Genomic DNA, 23,725 nt, shown 5'->3' on the forward strand with positions numbered 1-23,725 from the left:
GTGCTAGCGTACCAAGCAAGTGCTTGCTTAGGTAGAGACCCCCAGAGTAACCGAGGTATCCGCATGACGATCACCACCAAGACGGTCGAGCCGGGCATCGTCTCGGTCACCGTGGACTATCCGAAGGTCAACGCGATCCCATCGCGCGGCTGGTTCGAACTCGGCGACGCGATCACCGCCGCCGGCCGCGACCACAGCACCCACGTCGTGATCCTGCGCGCCGAGGGGCGCGGCTTCAACGCGGGTGTGGACATCAAGGAGATGCAGAACACCGAGGGCTTCACCGCGCTCATCGACGCCAACCGCGGCTGCTTTCACGCCTTCCGCGCGGTGTACGAGTGTGAGGTGCCCGTGGTCGCCGCGGTCAACGGCTTCTGTGTCGGCGGCGGGATCGGACTCGTCGGCAACGCAGACGTCATCGTCGCGTCCGACGACGCGACCTTCGGCCTGCCCGAGGTCGAGCGCGGTGCCCTGGGTGCGGCGACGCACCTGTCGCGACTGGTGCCCCAGCACATGATGCGCCGACTGTTCTTCACCGCGGCTACCGTCGACGCCGCGACCCTGCACCATTTTGGTTCGGTGCACGAGGTCGTGCCGCGCGACGAGCTCGACGAGGCCGCACTGCGGGTGGCGCGCGACATCGCCGTCAAGGACACCCGCGTCATCCGCGCGGCCAAGGAAGCGCTGAACCTCATCGATGTGCAGAGGGTGAACTCGAGTTACCGCATGGAGCAGGGCTTCACGTTCGAGCTCAACCTCGCAGGCGTGGCCGACGAGCACCGCGATGCGTTCGCGGGGACGAAGAAGGGCAAATGAGCGACAAGAGAACAACTTTGGACGAGGCTGTCTCGTCCATCGAGAGCGGTATGACCATCGGCATCGGCGGCTGGGGGTCGCGGCGCAAGCCGATGGCGTTCGTGCGCGCGCTGCTGCGCACCGACGTGAAAGATCTGACGGTCGTCACCTACGGCGGTCCGGACCTCGGCCTGCTGTGCTCGGCAGGCAAGGTCAAGCGCGTCTACTACGGCTTCGTGTCCTTGGACTCACCGCCGTTCTACGACCCGTGGTTCGCCAAGGCCCGCACCAGCGGCACCATCGAGGCCCGCGAAATGGACGAGGGCATGGTGCGCTGCGGTCTGCAGGCCGCCGCACAGCGCCTGCCGTTCCTGCCGATCCGTGCCGGGCTGGGCAGCGACGTCCGCGCGTTCTGGGGCGACGAGCTGAAGACCGTGAAGTCGCCCTACCCCACGGGAGACGGCTTCGAGGAACTGATCGCCATGCCTGCGTTGAACCTCGACGCCGCATTCGTCCACATGAATCTCGGTGACGCCCAGGGCAATGCCGCATACACCGGCATCGACCCGTATTTCGACGACCTGTTCCTGATGGCCGCGCAGAAGCGGCTGCTGTCCGTCGAACGGGTGGTGTCGACGGAGGAATTGATCAAGGCGGTGCCGCCGCAGGCCCTGCTGATCAATCGGATGATGGTCGACGCCGTTGTCGAGGCACCCAACGGTGCGCACTTCACCACGGCCGAGCCAGACTACCGCCGCGACGAGAAGTTCCAGCGGCATTACGCCGAGGCGGCGGGTTCCGACGACACGTGGCAAGACTTCGTCACGACGTACCTATCCGGCAGTGAGGCCGACTATCAGGCCGCCGTGCGGAAGTTTGGAGATAGCCAGTGATGTCAGTGACCCGTGCCGAGGTGTGCGCCGTCGCGTGCGCCGAATTGTTCCGCGACGCAGGCGAGATCATGGTCAGCCCGATGGCGAACATGGTGTCGATCGGGGCCAGGCTGGCGCGCCTGACCTTCTCCCCAGACATCCTGCTGACCGACGGAGAGGCCCGGCTGTTGGCCGATACCCCGGCGCTCGGTGCGGCCGGGGCGATCGAGGGCTGGATGCCGTTCGGCCGTGTCTTCGAGACGCTGGCCTGGGGTAGGCGCCATGTCGTCATGGGTGCCAATCAGGTTGACCGCTACGGCAATCAGAACCTGTCGGCGTTCGGCCCGTTGCAGCATCCGACCCGCCAGATGTTCGGCGTGCGCGGCGCGCCCGGGAACACCATCAACCACGCGACGAGCTACTGGGTGGGTAACCACTCCAAGCGGGTGTTCGGCGAATCGGTCGACGTGGTATCCGGAATCGGCTGGGACAAAGTCGATCCCGACAATCCCGCCTACCGATTCGTCAACGTGTTCCGGGTGGTCTCCAACCTCGGAGTATTCGACTTCAACGGACCCGACCACCAGATGCGCGCGGTGTCGCTGCACCCCGGCGTCGAGGCCGAGCAGGTCGCCGAGAACACCTCTTTCGAGTTGCACGGCCTCGAGGAGGCCGATACGACGCGGCTGCCCACCGAAGAGGAGCAGCGGCTGATCCGCGAGGTCATCGATCCGAAGTCGCTACGGGACAAGGAAATACGATAATGGTCAAGCTGCGCACTCCGCTGACCGAGCTGGTCGGCATCGAGCATCCGGTGGTGCAGACCGGCATGGGCTGGGTGGCGGGTGCGCGGCTGGTTGCGGCGACCTCCAATGCCGGTGGGCTCGGCATCCTGGCATCGGCGACCATGACGCTCGAGGAGCTGGCGACCGCCGTCACAAAAGTGAAGGCCACGACCGACAAACCGTTCGGCATCAATATCAGGGCCGACGCCGGTGACGCGAATGAGCGCATCGACCTGCTGATCCGCGAAGGCGTCAGGGTGGCGTCGTTCGCGCTGGCACCCAAACCCGACCTGATCGCGAAGCTCAAAGACGCCGGGGTCGTGGTGATCCCGTCGGTCGGTCTGGCCAAGCACGCCAAGAAGGTGGCCGGCTGGGGTGCCGACGCGGTCATCGTCCAGGGCGGCGAGGGTGGCGGCCACACCGGTCCGATCGCCACCACACTGCTACTGCCGTCGGTGCTGGATGCGGTCGACATTCCCGTCGTCGCAGCGGGCGGATTCTTCGACGGCCGCGGACTCGCCGCGGCGCTGTCCTACGGCGCGGCCGGCGTCGCGATGGGCACGAGGTTCCTCCTGACGTCGGATTCGACGGTCCCCGACGCGGTCAAACAGCGCTACCTCGAGTCCGGGCTGGACGGCACCGTCGTATCGACGCGCGTCGACGGTATGCCGCACCGCGTGCTGCGCACCGGACTCGTGGAGAAGCTCGAGAGCGGCTCCAAGCTCCGCGGTTTCTCCGCGGCAATCCGAAACGCGCAGAAGTTCAAGAAGATGTCCGGCATGACGTGGCGTTCGATGATCAGCGACGGCCTGGAGATGCGGCACGGCAAGGAGTTGACCTGGTCGCAGGTCGTCATGGCGGCCAACACGCCGATGCTGTTGAAGGCCGGTCTGGTCGAAGGCAACACCGATGCCGGTGTGCTGGCTTCGGGCCAGGTGGCAGGCATCCTGAGTGACCTGCCGTCGTGCGCCGAACTGGTCGAATCAATCGTGGCCGATGCGGTCAAACACCTGCAGGCGGCGGCGTCCTTCGTCGAGTAGCCCCATCCGGAGCGGCGACGAACTCCTGCTCGGGACGACCCGTGGTGCCGTATCGCAACCGTGTCTTGACCTCACCGGCGGCCGCGAGACCCCGATCGCCGAGGAGACCTCCGCGGAAGACATCGGCCCGTCGGCGGCGCGCGGTGCCTGCAGGACAAGCTGTTTGGTCGGTGATGTGGCGGTGACCGACGCCTGCTGCGCGGCGACCTTCGGGCGCAGCGCCGACTTTATGAAGTTGTGAGCTTCATTTCCAACCAATGAAGCTATTATCTTTATATGGCCGATGTTAAGTCCAGGGCTTCATCAGGCCTGCGGGCCGCGCTGATCGGCGACGTCGTCGGATCACGCCTCGTCGCCGATCGCCCGGCGGTCCACGGCGCGGTGAACGATGCTCTGCGTGACGTCGGTGCGGGCGCGATCGACTCACCGGCCTTCACCGTCGGCGACGAATTCCAGGGCAGTTATCCCACCGTCGGCGCGGCGATCGACGCCGCACTGTCCATCCGCCTCGCCGTCGCGCCGCACATCGATGTCCGGTTCGGCATCGGCTGGGGCACGGTGTCGGTGCTCGATCCCGAGCGCGGTATCCAGGACGGTCCGGGTTGGTGGGCCGCGCGTGAGGCGATCGAGTGGACGGCCGCCGCGCAACGGCAACCCGGGCTGGCCTTGGTTCGCACGTCGTTCCGGGTCAACGGCGTTGACCGCACCGACGCCGACGCCATCAACGCCGCCCTGCTTTGTCGGGACCATCTGCTTGGATCGCTGGACGACCGATCGATACGGATAGTGAAGGGCCTGTTGACCAACCAGACGAAGAAGGACATCGCCGCCGCCGAGGGCATCAGCGCATCGGCGGTGTCCCAGCGCACCGGGCGCGACGGCCTCGACCTGATCGTCGTCGCATCGCAATACCTGCGTGGTGTCCCGTGAGCGCACTGGCGGTGATGCTGATCGCGATGGGCATCGCCGACGTGACGCGGCGGTCGACCGACCGGTCCTGGGTGGCGCCCGCCGTCGCGGTGGCTGTGGTCATCGGGTCCGCGGCGCTTGCCGGGCTGTGGCACCCCCGCGACATCGTGCTGCTGGAGATCGCCATCGCGGCGAGCGTCGCGTGGGTCGTCCTGTGTGCGCGCTCCGAGCGAACCGGCGACAGCCAACTGGCTCCGCTGGTCGTGTTCGCCGCAGCGGTCGGTCTGCTGATTCTGTTGTCGGGCTTGGGGTCTGAAGCAGGCGGGTTAGTGCAACGGTGGTCGGCGTGGGTCGACCTGCCAGGAATCGCCGACCTGGAAACCGACCGGATACTCATGGTCGTCGCGGTGGTGCTGCTGCAAATCGTGACCGGTAACCAGTTGGTGCGGCTGGTCCTCGCCTCGGTCGGCGCGGTGAAGCCCGCCGGCCAGCCGCAGGCATCGGATCGACTCAAGGGCGGTCGTCTTCTCGGCCCGATGGAACGGCTGCTCATCCTCGGGCTCGGACTGGCCGGTCAGCTCGCGGCCGCCACCGCGGTGGTCGCGGCCAAGAGCATCATCCGGTTCCCGGAGATCAATGCGCAGAAGGCCCGTGAGAACGGGCACATCGGGATCGATGACGTCACGGAGTACTTCTTGGTCGGCAGCTTCGCCAGCTGGATCGTCGCCCTGGGCGGGCTGGTTCTCGCACAGTAAACAGTAAGCCTTTCGATCCAGCCCGAACCGGCCCCGGTGTCCCTAAACTTTCGCGCATGAAGACGAACGCCGCCGTTCTGTGGGAACTCAACAAGCCGTGGAGCGTCGAGGAGATCGACCTCGACGGACCGAAGGAGGGCGAGGTCCTCGTTTCGTTCGAGGCCACCGGGTTGTGCCATTCCGACCATCATGTCCAGACCGGCGATCTCGCCGGCGTGACGCTTCCGACGATCGGCGGGCACGAGGGTGCCGGCATCGTTCAGGAAGTCGGTCCCGGCGTGAAGGACCTCAAGCCGGGCGACCACGTGGTGGCGTCCTTCCTGCCGGCGTGTGGCCGCTGCCGCTGGTGTGCCAGCGGACATCAGAACCTGTGCGACATGGGCGCGGTCATTCTGTTGGGCCTGCAGGCGGACGGCACCTACCGGCGCAGGGCGCAGGGTAAGGACGTCGGCGTCATGGTGGGTGTCGGCAGCTTTTCCGAACTGAGCACGGTGTCGGAAGCCTCGTTGGTCAAGGTCGACGACGACCTGCCGCTGTCGCGCGCGTGCCTGCTGGGCTGCGGGGTGATGACGGGCTGGGGGTCAGCCGTGAACACCGCCGACGTGACCCCAGGTGACACCGTCGTGGTCATCGGATGCGGGGGTATCGGCAGCGGTGCGATCCAGGGTGCACGACTGGCGGGGGCCGAGCACATCGTCGTCGTCGACATCGTGGAATCCAAGCGGGACAAGGCGTTCGAGTTCGGCGCCACCCATTTCGTGACATCCATGCCGGAAGCCATGGAGTTGGTCGCCGATCTGACCCGCGGCGTGATGGCCGATTCCGCGCTGCTGACGATGGGCCTACTCAAGGGCCCGATGATCAACGAGGCGATGGACATCGTCCGCAAAGGGGGTGCGGTGGTGATGACGGCGATCGCATCGATGGCCGACGTCACGCCGACCCTGCCCATGGCGATGGTGACGCTGTTCCAGAAGCGGCTGCTGGGCAGCCTCTACGGCGAGGCGAACCCGCGCGCGGACATCCCGCGACTGCTCAACCTCTACCGCGACGGCAAGCTACTGCTCGACGAGACCGTCACCACCGAGTACAAGCTGGCCGACATCAACAATGCCTACGACGACATGCTCGCCGGCCGCAACATTCGCGGTGTGATCGTCCACGACCATTGACGGTCAGAGGCGCTCGATGATCGTGACGTTGGCGGTGCCGCCACCCTCGCACATCGTCTGCAAACCGTAACGACCGCCGGTGCGCTCCAACGTGTTCAGCATCGTCGCGAACAGCTTGGCGCCCGTCGCACCGAGCGGGTGACCGAGCGCGATCGCGCCGCCGTTGGGGTTGACCTTCGCATGGTCGACGTCGAGCTCCTTCATCCACGCCATCACGACCGGTGCGAATGCCTCGTTGATCTCGACGGTGTCGATGTCGTCCATCGTCAGGCCGGTCTTCTTCAACGCGTACTGGGTGGCGGGGATCGGCCCCGTCAGCATGAACACCGGGTCGGCACCGCGGGCGCTGATGTGGTGGATGCGGGCGCGCGGCTTCAGATTATGAGCCTGCACTGCGTTCTCCGATGCGAGCAGCACCGCGCTCGCACCGTCCGAGATCTGGCTGGCCATCGCGGCGGTCAGCCGGCCGCCCTCGACGAGAGTCTTGAGGCCGGCCATCTTCTCCAGCGACGTGTCGCGTGGTCCTTCGTCGATGACGAAGCCAGCCCCATCGACATCGACGCCGATGATCTCGTTTTCGAAATGCCCGGCGCGGATCGCCTCCTGCGCGCGCTGATGGCTGGTCAGTGAGAACTGCTCCATCTCCTCACGCGAGAGACCCCACTTCTCGGCGATCAGTTCCGAACCGCGGAACTGCGAGATCTCCTGGTCGCCGTAGCGGTGCAGCCAGCTCTTGGATTCGTTGGTCGGCGAGGTGAACCCGAACTGCTCGGCGACGGTCATGGCCGACGAGATCGGGATCTGGCTCATGTTCTGCATTCCACCCGCCACGATCAGGTCGGCCGTGCCTGACATGATCGCCTGTGCGCCAAAGGAAATGGCCTGCTGGCTCGACCCGCATTGGCGGTCGACGGTGACGCCCGGCACCTCTTCGGGGTATCCGGCGGCCAGCCATGACAGCCTGGCGATGTTGCCTGCCTGCGGCCCGATGGCGTCGACGCAGCCGGCGATGACGTCATCGACGGCGCCCGGGTCGACGTCGACGCGGTCGAACAGTCCGCGCCACCCGGCGGCGCCCAGATCGACGGGATGCACGCCGGACAGACCGCCGTTGCGCTTGCCGACAGCGGTGCGGACAGCTTCGATGACATATGCCTCAGGCATTACTCGACTCCTTCTTTGGTGATACCACCGAGAACTATGGATAGGTACTGTCGGCCGACCTCTTCGGCCGTGAGCGGTCCGCCCGGCTGATACCAGCGGACCGAAACCCAGGTGGTGTCGCGGATGAACCGGTAGACCAGGTCGACGTCGATGTCGGGCCGGAAGTACCCGTCTTGGATGCCCTGGTCGAGCAGGTCCAGCCACATCTTGCGCTGCTCTTGATTGCGTTTCTCGACATAGGAGAACCGCTCCTGGCCCGCGAGCCGCTTGGCCTCGTCCTGGTAGATGACGACCTGCGCGTGCCGGTGCTCGATCGCCTCGAACGATGCCATGAACAGACCCTTGAGCCGCTCCAGCGGATTGGGTTCTTCTGCCACGATCTGCTCGTACCGATCGAACAGCCAGTCCAGGAAACCACGCAGCACCTCGTCGACCATCTCCTCCTTCGACGAGAAGTGGTGGTAGAGACTGCCGGACAGGATTCCCGCCGAGTCGGCGATGTCACGCACCGTCGTCGCCCGTAGCCCACGCTCGGCGAACATCGTCGCGGCGAGCTCGAGGAGCTCGTCGCGCCGCGTCTGTCCAGCGGGACCTTCGGTACTCATGCCCGTTGGCTCGACACCGAAATCACTTCTCCAGTCAGGTAACTGGAGTAGTCGCTGGCCAGGAACGCGATGGTGGCGGCGATCTCCCATGGCTCGGCAGCTCGCCCGAACGCCTCGCCCTCCGAGAGCCGGTCCAGCAGGTCAGAGCTGCTGACCTTTTCCAAGAACTTGTGCCGGGCGATGCTCGGTGACACCGCGTTGATCCGAACGTCGTGCTCGACGGCTTCGATTGCGCTGCAACGGGTCAGCGCCATCACGCCTGCCTTGGCGGCGGCATAGTGCGACTGGGAGTGTTGTGCCCGCCAGCCGAGGACACTGGCGTTGTTGACGATCACCCCGCCGTGGTCGGCGTCGCGGAAGTACCGCAGCGCGGCACGCGTCGCACGCATCACCGACGTCAGGGTCACGTTGAGGACGCGGTCCCACTCCTCGTCGGTCATGTCGACGACGGGCGTCTCGCCACCCAGACCTGCGTTGTTGACCAGCACGTCGAGCCGTCCCATCCGGGCGGTCGTCGACGAGATCAGCGCGTCGACCTGCGCGGTGGAGGTCACGTCGCACACCACGCTCTCGACGCGACCGAGGCCGAGTTCGAGGAGCTGATCGCGAGTTTCACCGAGGCGTCGCTCGTGGTGGTCGGAGATCACGACGTCGGCACCCTCGGCCAGCGCGCGTCGTGCAACCGACGAGCCGATGCCTGTGCCAGCGGCAGCGGTCACCACGACCACCTTGCCGGTCAAAAGTCCGTGGCCCTCAATCTCTTTCGGTGCTTCGGCCAGGCTCATCAGCCCTTCACCTCACGGGGTAGGCCGAGCACCCGCTCGGCGATGATGTTGCGCTGGATCTCGTTGGAGCCGCCGTAGATCGTGTCCGCCCTGGCGAACAGATACAGCCGCTGCCATTCGTCGAAGTCGCCGTCGGTCAGCGTCAGGCCGTCGCGGCCCAGCACCTCCATCGCGATCTCGCCGAGCTCACGATGCCAGTTGGCCCACAACAGTTTCGAGACGTTGTCTTGACCCGGCTGCTCGACATCCATGGTCGCCAGCGCATAGGACCGCATGGTGCGCAGACCCGCCCACGACCGGGTCAGCCGCTCGCGGATCAGCGGATCGTCGGCTGCGCCGTTGCGCTTGGCGAGCTCCGCGACGCCGGAAAGCTCACGGGCGTACTCGATCTGCTGGCCGAGCGTCGACACACCACGCTCGAACGTCAACAGCCCCATGGCGACCCGCCACCCATCGCCCGGCGTCCCGACCACCAGGTCGGCCGCGGTGCGCGCGTCGTCGAAGAACACCTCGTTGAACTCCGAGTCGCCCGTCAACTGCACGATCGGCCGCACCTCGACACCCGGTTGATCCAACGGCACCAGAAGGAAGGACAGTCCGGCGTGACGCTTGGAACCCTTCTCGGTGCGGGCGACGACGAAGCACCACTGCGCCCAGTGCGCCAGCGATGTCCACACCTTCTGCCCGTTGATCACCCACTCGTCGCCGACGAGCTCGGCGGTCGTCGACACGTTCGCCAGATCGCTGCCCGCGCCGGGTTCGGAGTAGCCCTGACACCACAGTTCGGTGACGTCGAGAATCTTGGGCAGGAAGCGCTGCTGTTGCTCTGGTGTTCCGAACGCGATCACCGTCGGCCCGAGCAGTTCCTCACCGAAGTGGTTCACCTTCGCGGGCGCGTTGGCGAGGGCGTACTCCTCGTAGAACGCGACGCGGTGCGCAACGGTCAGGCCGCGGCCGCCGTGCTCCTCCGGCCAGCCGAGACATGTATAGCCGGCGGCCGCGAGATGCTGGTTCCACGCGCGTCGTTCCTCGAACGCCTCATCCTCGCGACCCGGCCCTCCGCGGCCCTTGATCGCGGCGAATTCGCCGGCGAGATTCTCGGCGAGCCAGTCGCGGACCTCGGCCCTGAACTCCTGGACCTCTATCACCCCTGTAGGCTAACCTACCAAGCACTTGCTTTGTTAGAGGAGCATCGATGACGGACCGTTCGAGGACCATTCCGCAGGTCCTGGATCGGATTGCTGACCAGTTCTCGGACCATGACGCCCTGGTTACGACCGCCGGCAGTGCCGGCAATCCAGCCGGCGACCGTCAGCTGACCTACGCGCAGTTGCGCGCCGAAGTGCGCCAGGCCGCCGCAGCCATGATCGACCTGGGCGTGCAGGCCGGGGACCGGGTCGCGATCTGGTCGCCGAACACCTGGCACTGGGTGGTTGCATGCCTGGCCACGCACTATGCCGGCGCGGTGATGGTGCCGCTGAACACCCGCTACACCGCGAGCGAGGCCACCGACATCCTTGCCCGCACCGCCGCTCCGCTGCTGTTCGCGGCGGGCGAGTTCCTCGGCGCCGACAAGGCCGCGTCCATTGACCGCGAGGCTCTTCCGGACCTGCGGCACGTAATCCGCGTCCCGATAGAGAAGGACGACGGAACGTGGGACGAGTTCGTCGCGCGCGGCACAGACCTCGCCGTCGTGGACGCCCGCGCCGCAGCCGTCACGCCTGACGACGTATCCGACATCCTCTTCACCTCCGGCACCACGGGCCGCAGCAAGGGCGTGCTTTGCGCACATCGCCAGTCGCTCGACGCCCCCGCCGCATGGGCTGCCTGCGGAGAGCTCACGAGTGCGGACCGCTACCTGTGCATCAATCCGTTCTTCCACAACTTCGGCTACAAGGCCGGCATCCTGGCGTGCCTGCAGACCGGCGCGACGCTCATCCCGCAGTTGACGTTCGACCCGGAGAAGGCGATGGCCGCGGTGGCCGAACACCGCATCACCGTGCTGCCCGGGCCGCCGACGATCTACCAGACCCTGCTGGACCATCCGAAGCGCGGCGACTACGACCTGACGTCGCTGCGATTCGCGGTGACCGGTGCGGCGACGATCCCCGTGGTGCTGATCGAACGCATGCAGACCGAACTCGACATCGACATCGTGCTGACCGCGTATGGCCTGACCGAGGCCAGCGGGTTCGGCACGATGTGCCGCGCGGACGACGACGCGGTCACGGTGGCCACGACGTGCGGGCGCCCGATCGCCGACTTCGAACTACGCATCGACGACCCGTCCGAGGACGGCTCGGGGGAGGTGCTGCTGCGCGGGCCCAACGTGATGCTCGGTTACCTCGATGATCCCGAAGCCACCGCCGCCGCAATCGATTCCGACGGCTGGCTACACACGGGCGACGTCGGCCGATTGGACGAGCGCGGAAACCTGACCATCACCGATCGGCTCAAGGACATGTACATCTGCGGCGGGTTCAATGTCTACCCCGCCGAGATCGAACAGGTGTTGGCGCGCCTCGACGGCGTCGCCGAGTCGGCCGTCATCGGGGTGCCCGATGATCGCTTGGGCGAGGTCGGCAAGGCGTTCCTCGTACTCAAGCCGGGCGCGGAGCTGGACGAAAAACAGGTAATCACCTACACGCGTGAGCATCTCGCGAACTTCAAGGCACCGCGTTTCGTGGAGTTCCTCGATGTGCTGCCACGTAATCCGGGCGGCAAAGTGGTCAAGCCAGTTCTCCGCGGGATGCGGAAATAGGAGCACTGATGGATCTCAATTTCGACGACGCGACCCTGGACTTCCAGTCCGAGGTGCGCGAATTCCTCTCGGCGAACAAGGACAAGTTCCCGACGAAGTCCTACGACACGGCCGAGGGCTTCGAACAACATCGGGCCTGGGACAAGGTGCTCTTCGACGCCGGCTTGTCGGTGATCACGTGGCCGGAGAAGTACGGCGGCCGCGACGCGTCGCTGCTGCAGTGGGTGGTCTACGAGGAGGAGTACTTCCGCGCAGGCGCGCCAGGCCGCGCCAGCGCCAACGGCACGTCGATGCTCGCGCCGACCCTGTTCGCGCACGGCACCCAGGAACAGCTCGACAGAGTGTTGCCCAAAATGGCCAGTGGCGAAGAGATCTGGGCGCAGGCCTGGTCGGAACCCGAGTCGGGCAGCGACCTCGCGTCGCTGCGGTCGACCGCCACCAAGACCGACGGTGGCTGGTTGCTCAACGGCCAGAAGATATGGAGCTCGCGGGCGCCGTTCGGCGAGCGCGCGTTCGGGTTGTTCCGCTCGGATCCCGAGGCCCAGCGGCACAAGGGGCTGACGTACGTCATGTTCGACTTGAAGGCCGACGGGGTCACGGTGCGCCCGATTGCCCAGTTGGGTGGCGACACAGGTTTCGGGGAGATCTTCCTCGACGACGTGTTCGTGCCTGACAACGACGTGATCGGTGAGGTGAACGACGGCTGGCGTGCGGCGATGAGTACGTCGAGCAATGAGCGCGGGATGTCGCTGCGCAGCCCGGCGCGCTTCATCGCACCCGCCGAACGCCTTGTCGCACAATGGAAAGCCAATCCCGATCCCGTATTCGTCGACCGGGTAGCCGACGCATGGATCAGGGCGCAGGCCTACCGGCTGCACACGTTCGGCACCGTGACCAGAGTCAGTGGCGGCGGTGAACTGGGCGCCGAGTCGTCGGTGACCAAGGTGTTCTGGTCGGATCTCGACGTCGCGATTCATCAGACCGCGCTGGACATGCGCGGCGCCGACGCCGAGCTGGTCGACTCGTGGACCGAAGGTCTGCTGTTCGCACTGGGCGGTCCGATCTATGCGGGCACCAACGAGATTCAGCGCAACATCATCGCCGAGCGCCTACTGGGCCTGCCGCGGAAGTAGACAGATGAACTTTGAGATTGACGAACAGCAGCGCGACTTCGCCGCCAGCATCGACGCCGCTCTCGGCGCGGCCGACATGCCCGCCGCGGTGCGCGCGTGGGCCGCGGGCGACCCCGCGCCTGGCCGCAAGGTCTGGGCACAGCTGGCCGACCTGGGTGTGACAGCCCTGATGGTGCCCGAAAAGTTCGACGGGATCGAGGCGCACCCCGTCGACCTGGTGGTCGCTGCCGAACGGCTTGGCCGGTGGTGCGTTCCCGGGCCGGTGACCGAATCCATTGCGGTGGCACCGGTTCTCCTCGCCAGCCACGATGACGTGGCCGAGCGCAGCGCTGCACTGGCGGCCGGTGAGCTGATCGCCACGGTCGCGTTGCCCCCGCAGGTGCCGCGGGCGGTGGACGCCGACACCGCGGGCCTGATCCTGGTGGCGGCCGACGGCAAGGTCAGCGACGGCACCGCGGGCGAGCAGGTGGAATCCGTCGACCCGAGCCGAAAGTTGTTCGAGGTCAGCGTGTCCGGTGAGGGCCAGGCGGCCGATGTGGCACGCGCATACGAGTTCGGCGTGTTGGCGACTGCGGCGCAGCTGGTCGGGGCAGGGCAGGCGCTGCTCGACATGTCGGTCGAGTACGCCAAGCAGCGCAGCCAGTTCGGCACGGTGATTGGTACGTATCAGGCCATCAAACACAAACTCGCCGATGTACACATTGCCCTCGAGCTCGCTAGGCCCCTGGTCTACGGGGCGGCGCTGTCGGTGGCCGACCAGACGCCGGAGACGGCGCGCGACGTCAGTGCCGCCAAGGTCGCCGCGTCGGACGCCGCGCTGCTGGCGGCACGCTCTGCGCTGCAGACCCACGGCGCGATCGGATTCACGCAAGAGCACGACATGTCGCTGTCGCTGTTGCGGGTGCAGGCACTGCGTTCGGCGTGGGGCGATCCCGCGCTGCACCGGCGACGGCTTCTGGAGGCATTGTGAGCGAAGAACGGGAACTGCTGCGGGGCACGGTAGCCGCACTGGTCGAGAAGCACGCGTCGCCCGAGGCCGTGCGGCAGGCGATGGAGTCCGAGCGAGGATTCGACGAGTCGCTGTGGAAGTTGTTGTGCGAGCAAGTGGGTGCCGCCGCTCTGGTGGTACCCGAGGAACTCGGCGGTGCGGGTGGTGAGCTCGCCGACGCCGCCGTCGTCCTCGAAGAACTCGGTAAGGGCCTGGTGCCTACACCTCTGCTCGGCACGACGCTGGCTGAGCTGGCGCTGCTGACCGCCGAGCAACCCGACGCCGACGCGCTGGAAGAACTTGCGGCCGGTACCAAGATCGGCACCATCGCGTTCGATACGAATTTCGTGATCAGCGGCGACGTCGCCGACATCGTGATCACAGCGGACGGTGAGCGACTGAAGCGGCTGTCGGAGTTCACCGCGCACCCCGCGAAGACCATGGATCCGACGCGTCGGCTGGCCCGCGTCGAATCGCAGGGCGATACCGAGATCGGCGCCGACCCGGGGCTGGCCGATACGGCGGCGATCCTGCTCGCCGCCGAGCAGATCGGAGCGGCTGCGCGGTGTCTCGATCTCACCGTCGCGTACACCAAGGACAGGGTTCAGTTCGGCAGGCCGATCGGCAGCTTCCAGGCCCTCAAGCACCGGATGGCTGACCTGTATGTCGCGGTGCAGACGGCGCGGGCCGTCGTGAACGACGCGGTAGCCGAACCGTCGCCGACGTCAGCGGCGTTGGCGCGATTCTCGGCGAGCGAAGCGTTCTCCAAGGTGGTGGGCGAGGCGGTCCAGATGCACGGCGGCATCGCCATCACGTGGGAGCACGACATGCAGTTGTACTTCAAGCGAGCGCACGGCAGCGCGCAGCTGCTCGGGCCGCCTAGGGAGCATTTGCGCAGGCTCGAGTCCGAAGTGCTCTAACGTTGGCCACGTGACATCGCTGTCCTTCGTCCTGGACCAGAATCTCGGGTTGCCGACCAGCGACGAGCCGTGGAAGAGCATTCTCACCGCGGCCGACATCGTCGCGAGCCAGACCGCCGATCTCGCCGTCATCGACGAGGCTCTCGCCCGACACCAGCCGGACGTCGCGTATGTGCCGACAGCGGACTTTCACCGGATCGTCCGAAGTGGTGACGACACCTACGTGGGACTGGCGATCGCCACGTCCAAGTTCACCGGCGATCCTCGTCAGACCAGCCTGCTCGTCGTCAGGGCCGATGATCCCGCGACGGGGTTGGCCGATTTGCAGGGCGCGGACTACGGATACATCAACACGGCCTGCACGTCGAGCTACTTCTCACCGGCGATTCTGTTGGCGAGGCTGGGGAAAGCGCGGGATGAATTCCTGCATCTGATTGCAGTCCCGGCGTGGCAAGGCCAGATCGATGCCGTTGTCTCCGAGCGAGTTCGGGCGACGATGGTCCTGGAGGATGTCTGGAGAGCAAGGTCGGAGAACGCCAAGGCGACGAAGATCATCGGGCAGTACGACAACTGCAAACCACCGGTGGTGATCGCGCGCAAGGGACTGGACGAAGGCACCCGCACCATGCTTCTCGGCGCGCTGGTCGCGTGGGTGCCTGATTGGAGCGGCGTGTACGGCGGACTCAAGCCCTTCTATTACGCCGACGTGCACGGGTTCTTCCACGACCTCGATCAACTCCCGGCCCGATGAACGTCTCGTTGCGTGCCGGCATCCCGCCGTTCTATGTGATGGACGTGTGGCTGGCTGCGGCGGAGCGTCAGCGCAGTCACGGCGATCTGGTGAATCTCTCGGCGGGTCAGCCGAGTTCCGGCGCACCGCAAGCGGTGCGCGCGGCGGCGAAGGCAGCGCTTGATCATACGGTGCTTGGTTACACTGTGGCGCTTGGTATTCCGGAGCTGCGGGCGGCGATCGCAGCGTCGTATCAGACTCGGCGCGGGCTGACGGTCGATCCGGCGGACGTGGTGGTGACCACCGGGTCGAGTGGCGGTTTCCTGCTGGCGTTCCTCGCATGTTTCGACGCGGGCGACCGGGTGGCGATCGCGAGTCCGGGCTACCCGTGTTACCGCAATATCCTGTCGGCCCTGGGGTGTGAGGTCGTGGAGATCCCGTGCGGACCGCACACGCGGTTCCAGCCGACGGCGCAGATGCTGGCCGAACTCGATCCGCCGGTTCAGGGCGTCATCGTCGCGAGCCCTGCGAACCCGACGGGGACGGTGATTCCGCCGGAGGAACTGGCGGCGATCGCGTCCTGGTGCGAGTCGACCGGAGTGCGGCTGATCAGCGACGAGGTCTACCACGGGCTGGTCTATGAGGGTGCACCCGAGACGAGTTGCGCATGGTCCACGTCGCGACAAGCCGTTGTGGCGAACAGCTTTTCGAAGTACTACGCGATGACCGGCTGGCGGCTGGGCTGGCTGCTGGTTCCGAAGGAGCTGCAGCGGGCCGTCGACTGCTTGACGGGCAACTTCACCATCTGCCCGCCGACGCTGGCACAAGTTGCCGCGGTCGCGGCGTTCACGCCGGAGGCGGTCGCCGAGGCAGACGCCCTGCTGCATCACTACGCGAGCAATCGGACACTCCTGCTCGACGGACTCCGCGGCATCGGCATCGACAAACTCGCGCCGACCGACGGCGCCTTCTACGTGTACGCCGACGTATCGCACCTGACGACCGATTCGCTGTCGTTCTGCTCGAAGCTGCTGGCCGACACCGGTGTCGCGATCGCGCCCGGCGTCGACTTCGACACGGTGCGGGGCGGATCGTTCGTGCGGCTGTCCTTTGCGGGCCCCGAGAGCGATATCGAGGAGGCTGTTCGCCGCATCGGCGCGTGGCTTGCCTAGAACGGTGGGGGCGAGTTGTTTTGTTCGCGTTCGGCTTTGATGCGGGCTTCGCGGTCTTGGGTGCGGGTGCGTTTACGTTGGGGCATCATCAACCCCCGGTCGGTGCTGAACGTCTGCGGCTTCAGTGGGGGTGGCAGGTCTCCGGTGGTGGTGTCCCAGTCGGGGAAGTAAACCTGTGATCCCGGATGAGTCGTGTAGGTGTGTCCGGTCGGCGAGGTCCACACCGCGCCACCATCGGGTCGCAGTGTCAGCTCCCAATCCCCGGTCCAAAAGGTCTTGAGCAAGTGATGTTTTCGGCACAGACACGCCAGATTCGACGCATGCGTGGCCCCCAGCGGGTAGGGGATCACATGATCGATATCGCAGAACTGCGCCGCCGTGGTGCAGCCGGGGAACCGGCACGTCAGATCCCGCGCCCGCACAAACCGCGCCAGCATCGCCGACGGCCGATACCCCGACTCGGGTTCAGCATCAGGTGTGCACAGCGGCTGCAGTTTGGCGCCGTTGCGCAGCAACTCCGCCAACAGCGGAGTCGGCAGCACCTCGGTCCCCGACAACAGCGCGGTGCCAGAGGATTTAGGGGTGGCCGGGGCGGGGGTCGTGGGCGCGGGTATCGATGGCGCATTACCTTTCAGCCCGTCCACCGTGGCCTGATCGGTGTAGACGGTCACCACCACCGACGACTTCGGCGCCGGCTGGCCCGCCCGCGCCTCACAGGTCGGGGATTCACACGCACACGGCAGATGATCATTACCGTGGCTCCACGCCCCGATCGCATCGGCGCGACGCTCACCGGCCGAGCGGGGATCGTTGGGACACACCGTGGCCGCCATCGCCGCGATCTTCTTCTTCAACACCGCCGCATCCACCGCCGTCAACCGACCCCACACCGATGTCGTGCCCGCCTCATCCTCGAGGTCACCGACCACGAAGTCGCGGCTCCGCGCGACGGTCTTGGCCACCATCAGCGCCGACTCATCGAACTCCAACACCAACCCATCCACCGCCGCGATCAACTTGTCCTCGCCCAGCGGACCCCACCTGCCAGCCCGCTCCGCGATCGCACGATCGATGACCGCCCATATCGCGTCGTCGGTGATGAACTGCGTGCGCCAGGTGATCGCCCCCACCACCCGCGCACTCACCTCGCCTCGAGCGAACATCGCGGCCACGGCAGGCAGACGATCCCGCAACGCCACCGCGATGCGCATCTGCCCTGAGGCCTTCCGCGGGCTGATGTTCATCGCCGCCGCGACCTCGGCCGCTGTGCAGTCCCACCAATCGCACGCCCACCGCGCCCGCTCATCATCATCAAGAACACGACGACGCTTCAGTTCCGCGATCGCCGCCAACCGCCGCGCCGCAGTCGCGGCTTCAGCCCGAGTCAGATCCGCGATCGCCGCGACGACGGTGGCGTCGTCGGCTTCGGAGAACTCGAACATACATTCGAATATAGACCAGTCCACTGACTCAAACTTCTTGGCAGGGTCGCGTTGTGCATACGCGGCTGATGTTGAGGAGGTTGAGTGGGTCATGGTCAGATCGCGACGAACAAAGATTGCTGCCGAGGAGAAGACCCGGTTGGTGCTGGCTGTTCTAGCCGGTGAGATGACCTGTGCTGAGGCGGCCCGGCGGTGTGGGGTGGCCTCGACTCAGGTGACGAAGTGGAAGCATCAGTTCCTTGAGGCTGGGGCCCAACGCTTGCAGGAGGTGCCCAGCGGCGCCGCGCATGGCGCGGGTAGCCCTGAGCAGCGTCGGCTGCGGATGGAAAACGAGCAGCTCAAACTCGCGCTGGCCGAAGCCACGGTGCAGCTGCGGATCTGGCAGCGCGGTGCAGCTTTGGCCGATCAGGTCCCTTCCAGGACCTCGAAACCCTAAGAGAAGCAGCAGGTCTGCCGGTTTCGAGGTTCGCGCCATTGGCCGGCATCGCCGAGCGGACCTATCGCCGCCGGCTGGCCCGACTGCGCGCTGGTGACCCGGCCAAGGGGCCTTGGCCGGCGCCGGTCGTCGACCGGATCGAAGCGACGCGGCGAAGTACGCCGAGGCGTGGCCGGCCTGGGGCTACCGCAAGATCGCCGCACTGATGCGCGCTGATGGTCACGACGTAACCAACTCGTCGGTGCAACGCGCGCGCGGCGTGGCCTGCTGTTACCCCAGGGCTTTCGGGCCGATCGAAAGTCTTGGGCTGCGTTGCGCCGCCGGGTATTTCACGATCCGCCGACTGAGCGCAACCGGGTGTGGCAGACCGACTTCTCCGAGTTCGAGACCGCCCACGGCGGGATCTGGCGAATTAGTGCCGTCATCGACTACGTCACCAAATACTGCCTGGCCATCACCGTCACGCCCACCAGCCGCGGCCGCGACGCCGTGCACTGCATTCGGTTGGCCGTCGAGGAAGCCACCCGCATCTTGAACCTCACCGACCTGCGAGTCGACCGCGGCGAAATGGAGGTCCTTGACGCCGAGGACAACGTCATCGGCCACGCCCCTGCACCGATTGCGATCGTGTCCGACAACGGTCCCTGCTACCGGGGTAAAGACTTCCACACCCTGTTCACCGGCCATGATCCGCTCCTGCGCCACATCCGCACACGCATCAAATCACCACAAACCAACGGCGTCATCGAGCGATTCTTCGAAACCCTGAAATACGAGCATCTCTTCCGCGGCTACATCGGCGACGGCGACGCACTCGACATGGAAACCCATCGATTCCGCATCATCTACAACACCATCCGACCACACCAAGCCCTGGCCGACCGCACCCCAAAACAGGCCTACCTCGACAGCAAAACCCTGCCACCTTCTTGACTCAAGACACCAGCCCACCGACACGATTGGACGGTGAGCAGAACGTGCAAAAGGCGCACTATCTGATGCTTCGCGACTTGCGCGCACAAGCGAGCCACAGCGGCTGAGGGGTCCGTCGCTTGGGAATCTCCAAGGAAACACCAAGTCAGATCCGTCAACTTGGGAATGGTAAGAAAGGAGAACTCAGATGATCGTCACCGTGACACCCACCTACGACGAAGACGACCACATCATTCGATCGGAGAACTAGCGCTTCAGGTTCGCGTACCAATCCAGCAGATCGGGATCGTCGACGGCGGTGCGCTCCACCACCTTCGCGGCGTCAGCGCCTGCGAACAGTTTCTTGATCGGCACCTCGAGCTTCTTCCCGGTACGCGTATGCGGCACCCCGGGAGCCTCGATGATCTCGTCGGGCACATGCCGCGGGGAAACCTCGTCGCGGATGGCCTTCTTGATCCGCTCACGCAGATCATCGGTCAGCTCAGCGCCGCCGGCCAGCACGACGAACAACGGCATCCAATACCCGCCGTCCTCCTGCTCGCACCCGATCACCAACGCCTCGGCGATCTCCGGCAGGCGCTCCACCGACTGGTAGATGTCAGCACTGCCCATCCGGATCCCGTGCCGATTCAGCGTCGAGTCCGATCGCCCGTGCACGATGACGCTGCCGTGATCGGTGATCGTGATCCAGTCACCATGGCGCCACACGCCGGGAAACATCTCGAAATAAGCACTGCGATAACGTGATCCGTCGTCGTCGTTCCAGAAGCAAATCGGCATCGACGGCAACGGCTTCGTGATGACCAACTCGCCAACCTCGCCGCGCACGGAGTTACCCGACTCATCCCACGCGTCCAGCGCGCAACCGAGGAACGGGGCCGACAGTTCCCCAGGCCATACAGGCACGGTGCGCACACCGCCGATAAAGGCCGAGACCACGTCCGTGCCGCCACTGATCGAGGCGACCTGGACATGTTCACCGACGTTGTCGCGCAACCACAGTGAGGACGACGGCGGCAACGACGATCCGGTGATGCCCACCGTCCGCAGCGCCGATAGGTCATGCTCTTTGCGCGGAACAGCGCCCGCCTTGGCACATCCGAGCACATATCCGGGACTGGTGCCCAGGACGGTCGCCCGCAGCCGCGCCGCGATCTCCCACAGCGCATCCGGCCGCGGCGAGTTCGGACTTCCCGAATAGCAGACGATCGTGGCGCCCACCAGCAGCCCGGCGATCTGAAAGTTCCACATCATCCAGCTGGGGCTGGTGTACCAGAAGAAGGTGTCCTCTGGCCCGATATCAGACTGCAGGGCAACAGCTTTCAAATGCTCCAGCACGACGCCACCGTGCCCGTGCACGATCCCCTTGGGCTTACCCGTCGTCCCCGACGAATACAAGATCCACAGCGGATGGTCGAAGCTGACAGACACCGTCGTGAGCTCGCCGCCGGTCGCGGTCAGCTCAGATGCCAGCACCGTCTCTTTCAGCGTCGGCAATCCCTTGCGCAGCGCTTCGACATCCTCACGCTTGTCGTAGTGCTTTCCGCCGAAGTCATATCCGTCGGCCGTCACCAACACCGCCGGCTCGAGCTGACCGAGCCGATCCAGCGCGGCCTTCGCCGAATAATCCTGGCCGCAGGCGCTCCAGATCGCCCCGACGCTCGCCGTCGCCAGGAAGGCGATGACGGCTTCGGGGATGTTGGGCAGGTATCCCGCGACACGATCGCCCACGCCGACACCGAGCGAGCGCAGCCTGTCCGCGAATGCGGCGGTACGCCCGAGCAATTCGGCCCAGGAGACTTCGATGTCTGTGCCGCCCTCGACGACGTGGATGATCGCGGGCCGGTCGGTTCGCGCGTTGCGGATGACCTGGTCGACATAGTTCAGCGTGACGCCCGGAAACCACTGCGCGCCCGGCATCGTGTCGTTCTCGAGGACTTTCTCACCGCGCTGGCCGAGCTCGAAGTAGTCCCACAACGTGGCCCAGAACTCGGCGGGTTCGTCCACCGACCACTGCCACAGGGATTGGTAGTCGGTGGTCGTCACGCCGGTGCGATCTGCCACGAAGCGCGCGAAGTCGGTCACTCGGGCTGTGGCGACGTCCTCGTCCGTCGGCACCCATTGCGGTGCGGCACCGGTCATCGCGCGCTCCAGCCTCCGTCCATGGTGTAGGACGCACCTGTCACCATTCCCGCGGTCGGCGACGCCAGCCAGCCCACCAATGCCGCTACTTCCTCGGGTTCCACCAGACGTTTGATGGCGCTCTCCTTCAGGAGGATGTCGGTGACCACCTTATCCTCCGAGATGCCGTGCACCTTGGCCTGATCGGCGATCTGCTTGGTCACCAGCGGGGTTCGCACATATCCCGGGTTCACGCAGTTGCTCGTCACGCCGTGCGCCGCACCCTCGAGCGCAGTCACCTTCGAAAGACCCTCGAGACCGTGCTTGGCCGTCACGTAGGCGACCTTGAACTCCGATGCCCGGATCCCGTGCACCGAGGAGATGTTGATGATCCGGCCGAAGTTCTGCCGGTACATGTGCGGGAGCGCGGCGCGAATGAGAAGGAACGGCGATTCCACCATGAGCGTCATCAGGTGGCGGAAGCGATCCGGCGCGAAGTCGGGGATCGGGCTGACGTGCTGAACCCCGGCGTTGTTGACCAGGATGTCCGCGTCGAGCTGTAGCCCTTCGAGCGCCGAGACATCGGAAAGGTCTACGGCCCACGCGTTTCCGCCGATATCCTTGGCGACCGACTTGGCCCCGACGTCGTCGCGGTCCGCGACGGTGACGACCGCCCCGCGCGCAGCCAGCTGCCGCGCACACGCCTCGCCGATGCCGCTCGCACCGCCGGTCACCAGCGCGGTGCGTCCCGCGAGCTCGGTCATACGACCCCGGCCTTGGCGAGCTCTTCGCGGTCGGCGACGTCGATGGTCTCCAGGTCGAGGCCGTTCGTCTCACGCATCACGAGTACGGCGATCAGCGTGACCACCGACGCGCCTGCCAAATAGATCGCGATCGGCACCCAGGAGTCGTAGATCTCGAGCAGCTTCACGGCGATGATCGGCGCGAGCGATCCCGCAACGATGGAGGTGACCTGATAGCCAAGCGACACACCGGAATACCGCATCCGCGTCGGGAACATCTCGGCCATGATCGCGGGCTGCGGTGCGTACATCAGCGCGTGGATCATCAGTCCGATGACGATGGCGGCGATGATGAGCAGATAGTTGGCGGTGTCCATCATCGGGAATGCGAAGAACCCCCACGTCGCCGCCAGGATCGTGCCGACGAGGTAGACGGGCCTGCGGCCGTACCGATCGGCCAGTTTGCCCACGAACGGGATCACCAGGAAGTGCGCCGCGTGCGCGACGAGCATGTACCGCAGGATCGCGTTGGTGTCGACACCGACCTGCACCTTGAGATACGTGATCGACACGATGACCACGAGGTAGTACATGATGTTCTCGGCGAATCGCAGTCCCATGGCCGTGAACACGCCGCGCGGGTACCGCTTGAGCACCTCGACCACACCGTACGAGACGGCCTTGACGCGCTCCACCTCCTGCTGTGCCTCGAGGAAGATGGGCGCATCGCTGACCTTCGTCCGGATGTAGTAGCCGATCAGCACCACCACTGCCGACAGCCAGAAAGCGACTCGCCAGCCCCAGGACAGGAACGCCTCTTCCGACAGGGTCGCGGTCAGCACCCACAACACCACCGTCGCGAGCATGTTGCCTACGGGTACCGCGGCCTGCGGCCAGCTGGCCCAGAAGGCCCTGCTCCGATTCGGGCTGTGTTCGGCCACCAGCAGCACGGCGCCACCCCACTCGCCGCCGACGGCGAACCCCTGCAGGAAACGCAACACCACCAGCAGCGTCGGGGCCCAGACGCCGATCTGGGCGTACGTCGGCAGGCAGCCCATCAGGAACGTGACGACACCGACGAGCAGGATGGCGAACTGCAGCAGCTTCTTGCGCCCGAACTTGTCCCCGAAATGCCCGAACACCACGCCGCCCAATGGGCGGGCGACGAAGCCGACCGCGTAGGTCAGGAACGCCGCGAAGATAGCGCCGTACGCGCTGTCACTCTCCGGGAAGAAGACCTTGTTGAAGACGAGCGTGGCGGCGGTGCCGTAGAGGAAGAACTCGTACCACTCGACGACGGTCCCGGCCATCGAGGCGGCGACCACCCGTTTGAGGCCGCTCGGGGCCGACGTCACGTCACTTCCGGTCGCTTTCGGGTCGTTGTGAATCGTCATCGAACGCTCCTCGATTGTGATGCACCGCACAGACCTCTGTGAGTATTCATGCAGGTACCCCGACCTGCAA

General features: G+C 65.8%; 23 protein-coding genes. 15 read left to right on the forward strand and 8 right to left on the reverse strand.

The features are described 5' to 3' along the window. The first annotated feature begins 63 nt into the window (after positions 1 to 63). The 7 genes from echA20 (at position 64) to G6N42_RS19080 (ending at position 6,328) form a co-directional block, all read left to right on the forward strand. The gene (gene echA20 / locus G6N42_RS19050) at positions 64 to 816 is read left to right on the forward strand and encodes a (7aS)-7a-methyl-1,5-dioxo-2,3,5,6,7,7a-hexahydro-1H-indene-carboxyl-CoA hydrolase (RefSeq protein ID WP_163731377.1); all 753 of its coding nucleotides are present in this window, start codon (positions 64 to 66) and stop codon (positions 814 to 816) included. Continuing rightward, the gene (gene ipdA / locus G6N42_RS19055; protein WP_163731380.1) at positions 813 to 1,688 is read left to right on the forward strand and encodes a cholesterol ring-cleaving hydrolase subunit IpdA; all 876 of its coding nucleotides are present in this window, start codon (positions 813 to 815) and stop codon (positions 1,686 to 1,688) included. Before echA20 ends, ipdA begins: the two co-directional genes overlap by 4 nt. Next, positions 1,688 to 2,431, forward strand: a complete 744-nt coding sequence (ipdB, locus tag G6N42_RS19060; RefSeq protein WP_163731384.1) for a cholesterol ring-cleaving hydrolase subunit IpdB — start codon at positions 1,688 to 1,690, stop codon at positions 2,429 to 2,431. The genes ipdA and ipdB overlap by 1 nt, the downstream gene beginning before the upstream one ends. Then, on the forward strand, positions 2,431 to 3,492 hold the full coding sequence (ipdC, locus tag G6N42_RS19065; RefSeq protein WP_163731386.1) for a (3aS,4S,5R,7aS)-5-hydroxy-7a-methyl-1-oxo-octahydro-1H-indene-4-carboxyl-CoA dehydrogenase: 1,062 nt from the start codon (positions 2,431 to 2,433) through the stop codon (positions 3,490 to 3,492). The genes ipdB and ipdC overlap by 1 nt, the downstream gene beginning before the upstream one ends. Positions 3,493 to 3,768: 276 nt before the next feature. Beyond that, entirely contained in the window at positions 3,769 to 4,422 is a 654-nt protein-coding gene (locus G6N42_RS19070) for a SatD family protein (RefSeq protein WP_163731388.1), read from the forward strand. Then, positions 4,419 to 5,156, forward strand: a complete 738-nt coding sequence (locus G6N42_RS19075; RefSeq protein ID WP_163731392.1) for a hypothetical protein — start codon at positions 4,419 to 4,421, stop codon at positions 5,154 to 5,156. Before G6N42_RS19070 ends, G6N42_RS19075 begins: the two co-directional genes overlap by 4 nt. A 56-nt stretch (positions 5,157 to 5,212) precedes the next feature. Then, on the forward strand, positions 5,213 to 6,328 hold the full coding sequence (locus G6N42_RS19080) for an NDMA-dependent alcohol dehydrogenase (protein ID WP_163731396.1): 1,116 nt from the start codon (positions 5,213 to 5,215) through the stop codon (positions 6,326 to 6,328). Positions 6,329 to 6,331: 3 nt separating this feature from the next. On the opposite strand, the gene fadA6 is transcribed toward G6N42_RS19080, so the two are convergent. From fadA6 to ipdE1, 4 genes are read right to left on the reverse strand one after another with little or no spacing between them, the layout of a single operon-like run. Continuing rightward, positions 6,332 to 7,492: a steroid 3-ketoacyl-CoA thiolase FadA6 gene (gene fadA6, locus G6N42_RS19085; protein ID WP_163731399.1), complete on the reverse strand. Its 1,161-nt coding sequence runs from the start codon at positions 7,490 to 7,492 to the stop codon at positions 6,332 to 6,334. Beyond that, positions 7,492 to 8,097: a TetR family transcriptional regulator KstR2 gene (kstR2, locus tag G6N42_RS19090; protein WP_163731403.1), complete on the reverse strand. Its 606-nt coding sequence runs from the start codon at positions 8,095 to 8,097 to the stop codon at positions 7,492 to 7,494. The genes fadA6 and kstR2 overlap by 1 nt, the downstream gene beginning before the upstream one ends. After that, positions 8,094 to 8,882: a (5R,7aS)-5-hydroxy-7a-methyl-1-oxo-2,3,5,6,7,7a-hexahydro-1H-indene-carboxyl-CoA reductase gene (gene ipdF / locus G6N42_RS19095; RefSeq protein WP_163731406.1), complete on the reverse strand. Its 789-nt coding sequence runs from the start codon at positions 8,880 to 8,882 to the stop codon at positions 8,094 to 8,096. Before ipdF ends, kstR2 begins: the two co-directional genes overlap by 4 nt. Beyond that, positions 8,882 to 10,030 (reverse strand): acyl-CoA dehydrogenase IpdE1, encoded by a 1,149-nt coding sequence (gene ipdE1 / locus G6N42_RS19100; RefSeq protein WP_163731409.1) that lies wholly within the window; start codon positions 10,028 to 10,030, stop codon positions 8,882 to 8,884. Before ipdE1 ends, ipdF begins: the two co-directional genes overlap by 1 nt. Before the next feature lie 47 nt (positions 10,031 to 10,077). On the opposite strand from ipdE1, the gene fadD3 reads away from it, so the two are divergent. The 6 genes from fadD3 to G6N42_RS19130 are packed head-to-tail and all read left to right on the forward strand — an operon-like array spanning position 10,078 to position 16,586. Then, the gene (fadD3, locus tag G6N42_RS19105; RefSeq protein WP_163731412.1) at positions 10,078 to 11,643 is read left to right on the forward strand and encodes a 3-((3aS,4S,7aS)-7a-methyl-1,5-dioxo-octahydro-1H-inden-4-yl)propanoate--CoA ligase FadD3; all 1,566 of its coding nucleotides are present in this window, start codon (positions 10,078 to 10,080) and stop codon (positions 11,641 to 11,643) included. 8 nt (positions 11,644 to 11,651) lie between these two features. Continuing rightward, positions 11,652 to 12,776, forward strand: a complete 1,125-nt coding sequence (locus G6N42_RS19110; RefSeq protein WP_163731415.1) for an acyl-CoA dehydrogenase family protein — start codon at positions 11,652 to 11,654, stop codon at positions 12,774 to 12,776. A gap of 4 nt (positions 12,777 to 12,780) precedes the next feature. After that, on the forward strand, positions 12,781 to 13,746 hold the full coding sequence (locus G6N42_RS19115) for an acyl-CoA dehydrogenase family protein (RefSeq protein ID WP_163731418.1): 966 nt from the start codon (positions 12,781 to 12,783) through the stop codon (positions 13,744 to 13,746). Continuing rightward, positions 13,743 to 14,684 carry an acyl-CoA dehydrogenase IpdE2 gene (gene ipdE2 / locus G6N42_RS19120; RefSeq protein WP_163731421.1) on the forward strand — a complete coding sequence of 314 codons (942 nt, stop codon included), beginning with the start codon at positions 13,743 to 13,745 and terminating at the stop codon, positions 14,682 to 14,684. Before G6N42_RS19115 ends, ipdE2 begins: the two co-directional genes overlap by 4 nt. Positions 14,685 to 14,694: 10 nt before the next feature. Then, positions 14,695 to 15,435 carry a phosphate/phosphite/phosphonate ABC transporter substrate-binding protein gene (locus tag G6N42_RS19125; protein ID WP_232076194.1) on the forward strand — a complete coding sequence of 247 codons (741 nt, stop codon included), beginning with the start codon at positions 14,695 to 14,697 and terminating at the stop codon, positions 15,433 to 15,435. Then, positions 15,432 to 16,586 (forward strand): pyridoxal phosphate-dependent aminotransferase, encoded by a 1,155-nt coding sequence (locus G6N42_RS19130; RefSeq protein ID WP_163731424.1) that lies wholly within the window; start codon positions 15,432 to 15,434, stop codon positions 16,584 to 16,586. Before G6N42_RS19125 ends, G6N42_RS19130 begins: the two co-directional genes overlap by 4 nt. Here the strand turns inward: G6N42_RS19130 and G6N42_RS19135 are convergent. After that, entirely contained in the window at positions 16,583 to 18,028 is a 1,446-nt protein-coding gene (locus tag G6N42_RS19135; protein ID WP_163731427.1) for an HNH endonuclease signature motif containing protein, read from the reverse strand. The two genes, G6N42_RS19130 and G6N42_RS19135, sit on opposite strands and share 4 nt — an antisense overlap. Before the next feature lie 91 nt (positions 18,029 to 18,119). Between G6N42_RS19135 and G6N42_RS19140 the strand changes: the two genes are divergently transcribed. Both G6N42_RS19140 and G6N42_RS19145 read left to right on the forward strand, forming a co-directional pair. Then, positions 18,120 to 18,464: a helix-turn-helix domain-containing protein gene (locus G6N42_RS19140; RefSeq protein WP_163729789.1), complete on the forward strand. Its 345-nt coding sequence runs from the start codon at positions 18,120 to 18,122 to the stop codon at positions 18,462 to 18,464. Between the two features lie 312 nt (positions 18,465 to 18,776). Beyond that, positions 18,777 to 19,397 (forward strand): integrase core domain-containing protein, encoded by a 621-nt coding sequence (locus G6N42_RS19145; protein WP_163731430.1) that lies wholly within the window; start codon positions 18,777 to 18,779, stop codon positions 19,395 to 19,397. A gap of 246 nt (positions 19,398 to 19,643) precedes the next feature. Here the strand turns inward: G6N42_RS19145 and G6N42_RS19150 are convergent, their stop codons facing one another. Genes G6N42_RS19150 through G6N42_RS19160 form a run of 3 tightly spaced genes read right to left on the reverse strand, consistent with a single transcriptional unit; the run spans position 19,644 to position 23,655 of the window. Continuing rightward, positions 19,644 to 21,539 (reverse strand): acetoacetate--CoA ligase, encoded by a 1,896-nt coding sequence (locus G6N42_RS19150; RefSeq protein WP_163731433.1) that lies wholly within the window; start codon positions 21,537 to 21,539, stop codon positions 19,644 to 19,646. After that, positions 21,536 to 22,282 (reverse strand): 3-hydroxybutyrate dehydrogenase, encoded by a 747-nt coding sequence (locus tag G6N42_RS19155; RefSeq protein ID WP_163731435.1) that lies wholly within the window; start codon positions 22,280 to 22,282, stop codon positions 21,536 to 21,538. Before G6N42_RS19155 ends, G6N42_RS19150 begins: the two co-directional genes overlap by 4 nt. After that, positions 22,279 to 23,655: an MFS transporter gene (locus tag G6N42_RS19160; protein ID WP_163731440.1), complete on the reverse strand. Its 1,377-nt coding sequence runs from the start codon at positions 23,653 to 23,655 to the stop codon at positions 22,279 to 22,281. Before G6N42_RS19160 ends, G6N42_RS19155 begins: the two co-directional genes overlap by 4 nt. Positions 23,656 to 23,725: the final 70 nt, after the last annotated feature.

This window comes from Mycobacterium gallinarum (assembly GCF_010726765.1).
Classification (GTDB): Bacteria; Actinomycetota; Actinomycetes; order Mycobacteriales; family Mycobacteriaceae; genus Mycobacterium; species Mycobacterium gallinarum.

Coding starts and splice junctions, on each gene's coding strand:
- fadD3 (WP_163731412.1), top strand. CDS start 10,078: ATGACGGACCGTTCGAGGACCATTCCGCAGGTCCTGGATCGGATTGCT.
- G6N42_RS19080 (WP_163731396.1), top strand. CDS start 5,213: ATGAAGACGAACGCCGCCGTTCTGTGGGAACTCAACAAGCCGTGGAGC.
- echA20 (WP_163731377.1), top strand. CDS start 64: ATGACGATCACCACCAAGACGGTCGAGCCGGGCATCGTCTCGGTCACC.
- ipdB (WP_163731384.1), top strand. CDS start 1,688: ATGTCAGTGACCCGTGCCGAGGTGTGCGCCGTCGCGTGCGCCGAATTG.
- ipdA (WP_163731380.1), top strand. CDS start 813: ATGAGCGACAAGAGAACAACTTTGGACGAGGCTGTCTCGTCCATCGAG.
- G6N42_RS19135 (WP_163731427.1), bottom strand. CDS start 18,028: ATGTTCGAGTTCTCCGAAGCCGACGACGCCACCGTCGTCGCGGCGATC.
- ipdC (WP_163731386.1), top strand. CDS start 2,431: ATGGTCAAGCTGCGCACTCCGCTGACCGAGCTGGTCGGCATCGAGCAT.
- G6N42_RS19130 (WP_163731424.1), top strand. CDS start 15,432: ATGAACGTCTCGTTGCGTGCCGGCATCCCGCCGTTCTATGTGATGGAC.
- G6N42_RS19160 (WP_163731440.1), bottom strand. CDS start 23,655: ATGACGATTCACAACGACCCGAAAGCGACCGGAAGTGACGTGACGTCG.
- G6N42_RS19150 (WP_163731433.1), bottom strand. CDS start 21,539: ATGACCGGTGCCGCACCGCAATGGGTGCCGACGGACGAGGACGTCGCC.
- G6N42_RS19140 (WP_163729789.1), top strand. CDS start 18,120: ATGGTCAGATCGCGACGAACAAAGATTGCTGCCGAGGAGAAGACCCGG.
- G6N42_RS19070 (WP_163731388.1), top strand. CDS start 3,769: ATGGCCGATGTTAAGTCCAGGGCTTCATCAGGCCTGCGGGCCGCGCTG.
- fadA6 (WP_163731399.1), bottom strand. CDS start 7,492: ATGCCTGAGGCATATGTCATCGAAGCTGTCCGCACCGCTGTCGGCAAG.
- G6N42_RS19110 (WP_163731415.1), top strand. CDS start 11,652: ATGGATCTCAATTTCGACGACGCGACCCTGGACTTCCAGTCCGAGGTG.
- ipdF (WP_163731406.1), bottom strand. CDS start 8,882: ATGAGCCTGGCCGAAGCACCGAAAGAGATTGAGGGCCACGGACTTTTG.
- G6N42_RS19155 (WP_163731435.1), bottom strand. CDS start 22,282: ATGACCGAGCTCGCGGGACGCACCGCGCTGGTGACCGGCGGTGCGAGC.
- G6N42_RS19115 (WP_163731418.1), top strand. CDS start 12,781: ATGAACTTTGAGATTGACGAACAGCAGCGCGACTTCGCCGCCAGCATC.
- kstR2 (WP_163731403.1), bottom strand. CDS start 8,097: ATGAGTACCGAAGGTCCCGCTGGACAGACGCGGCGCGACGAGCTCCTC.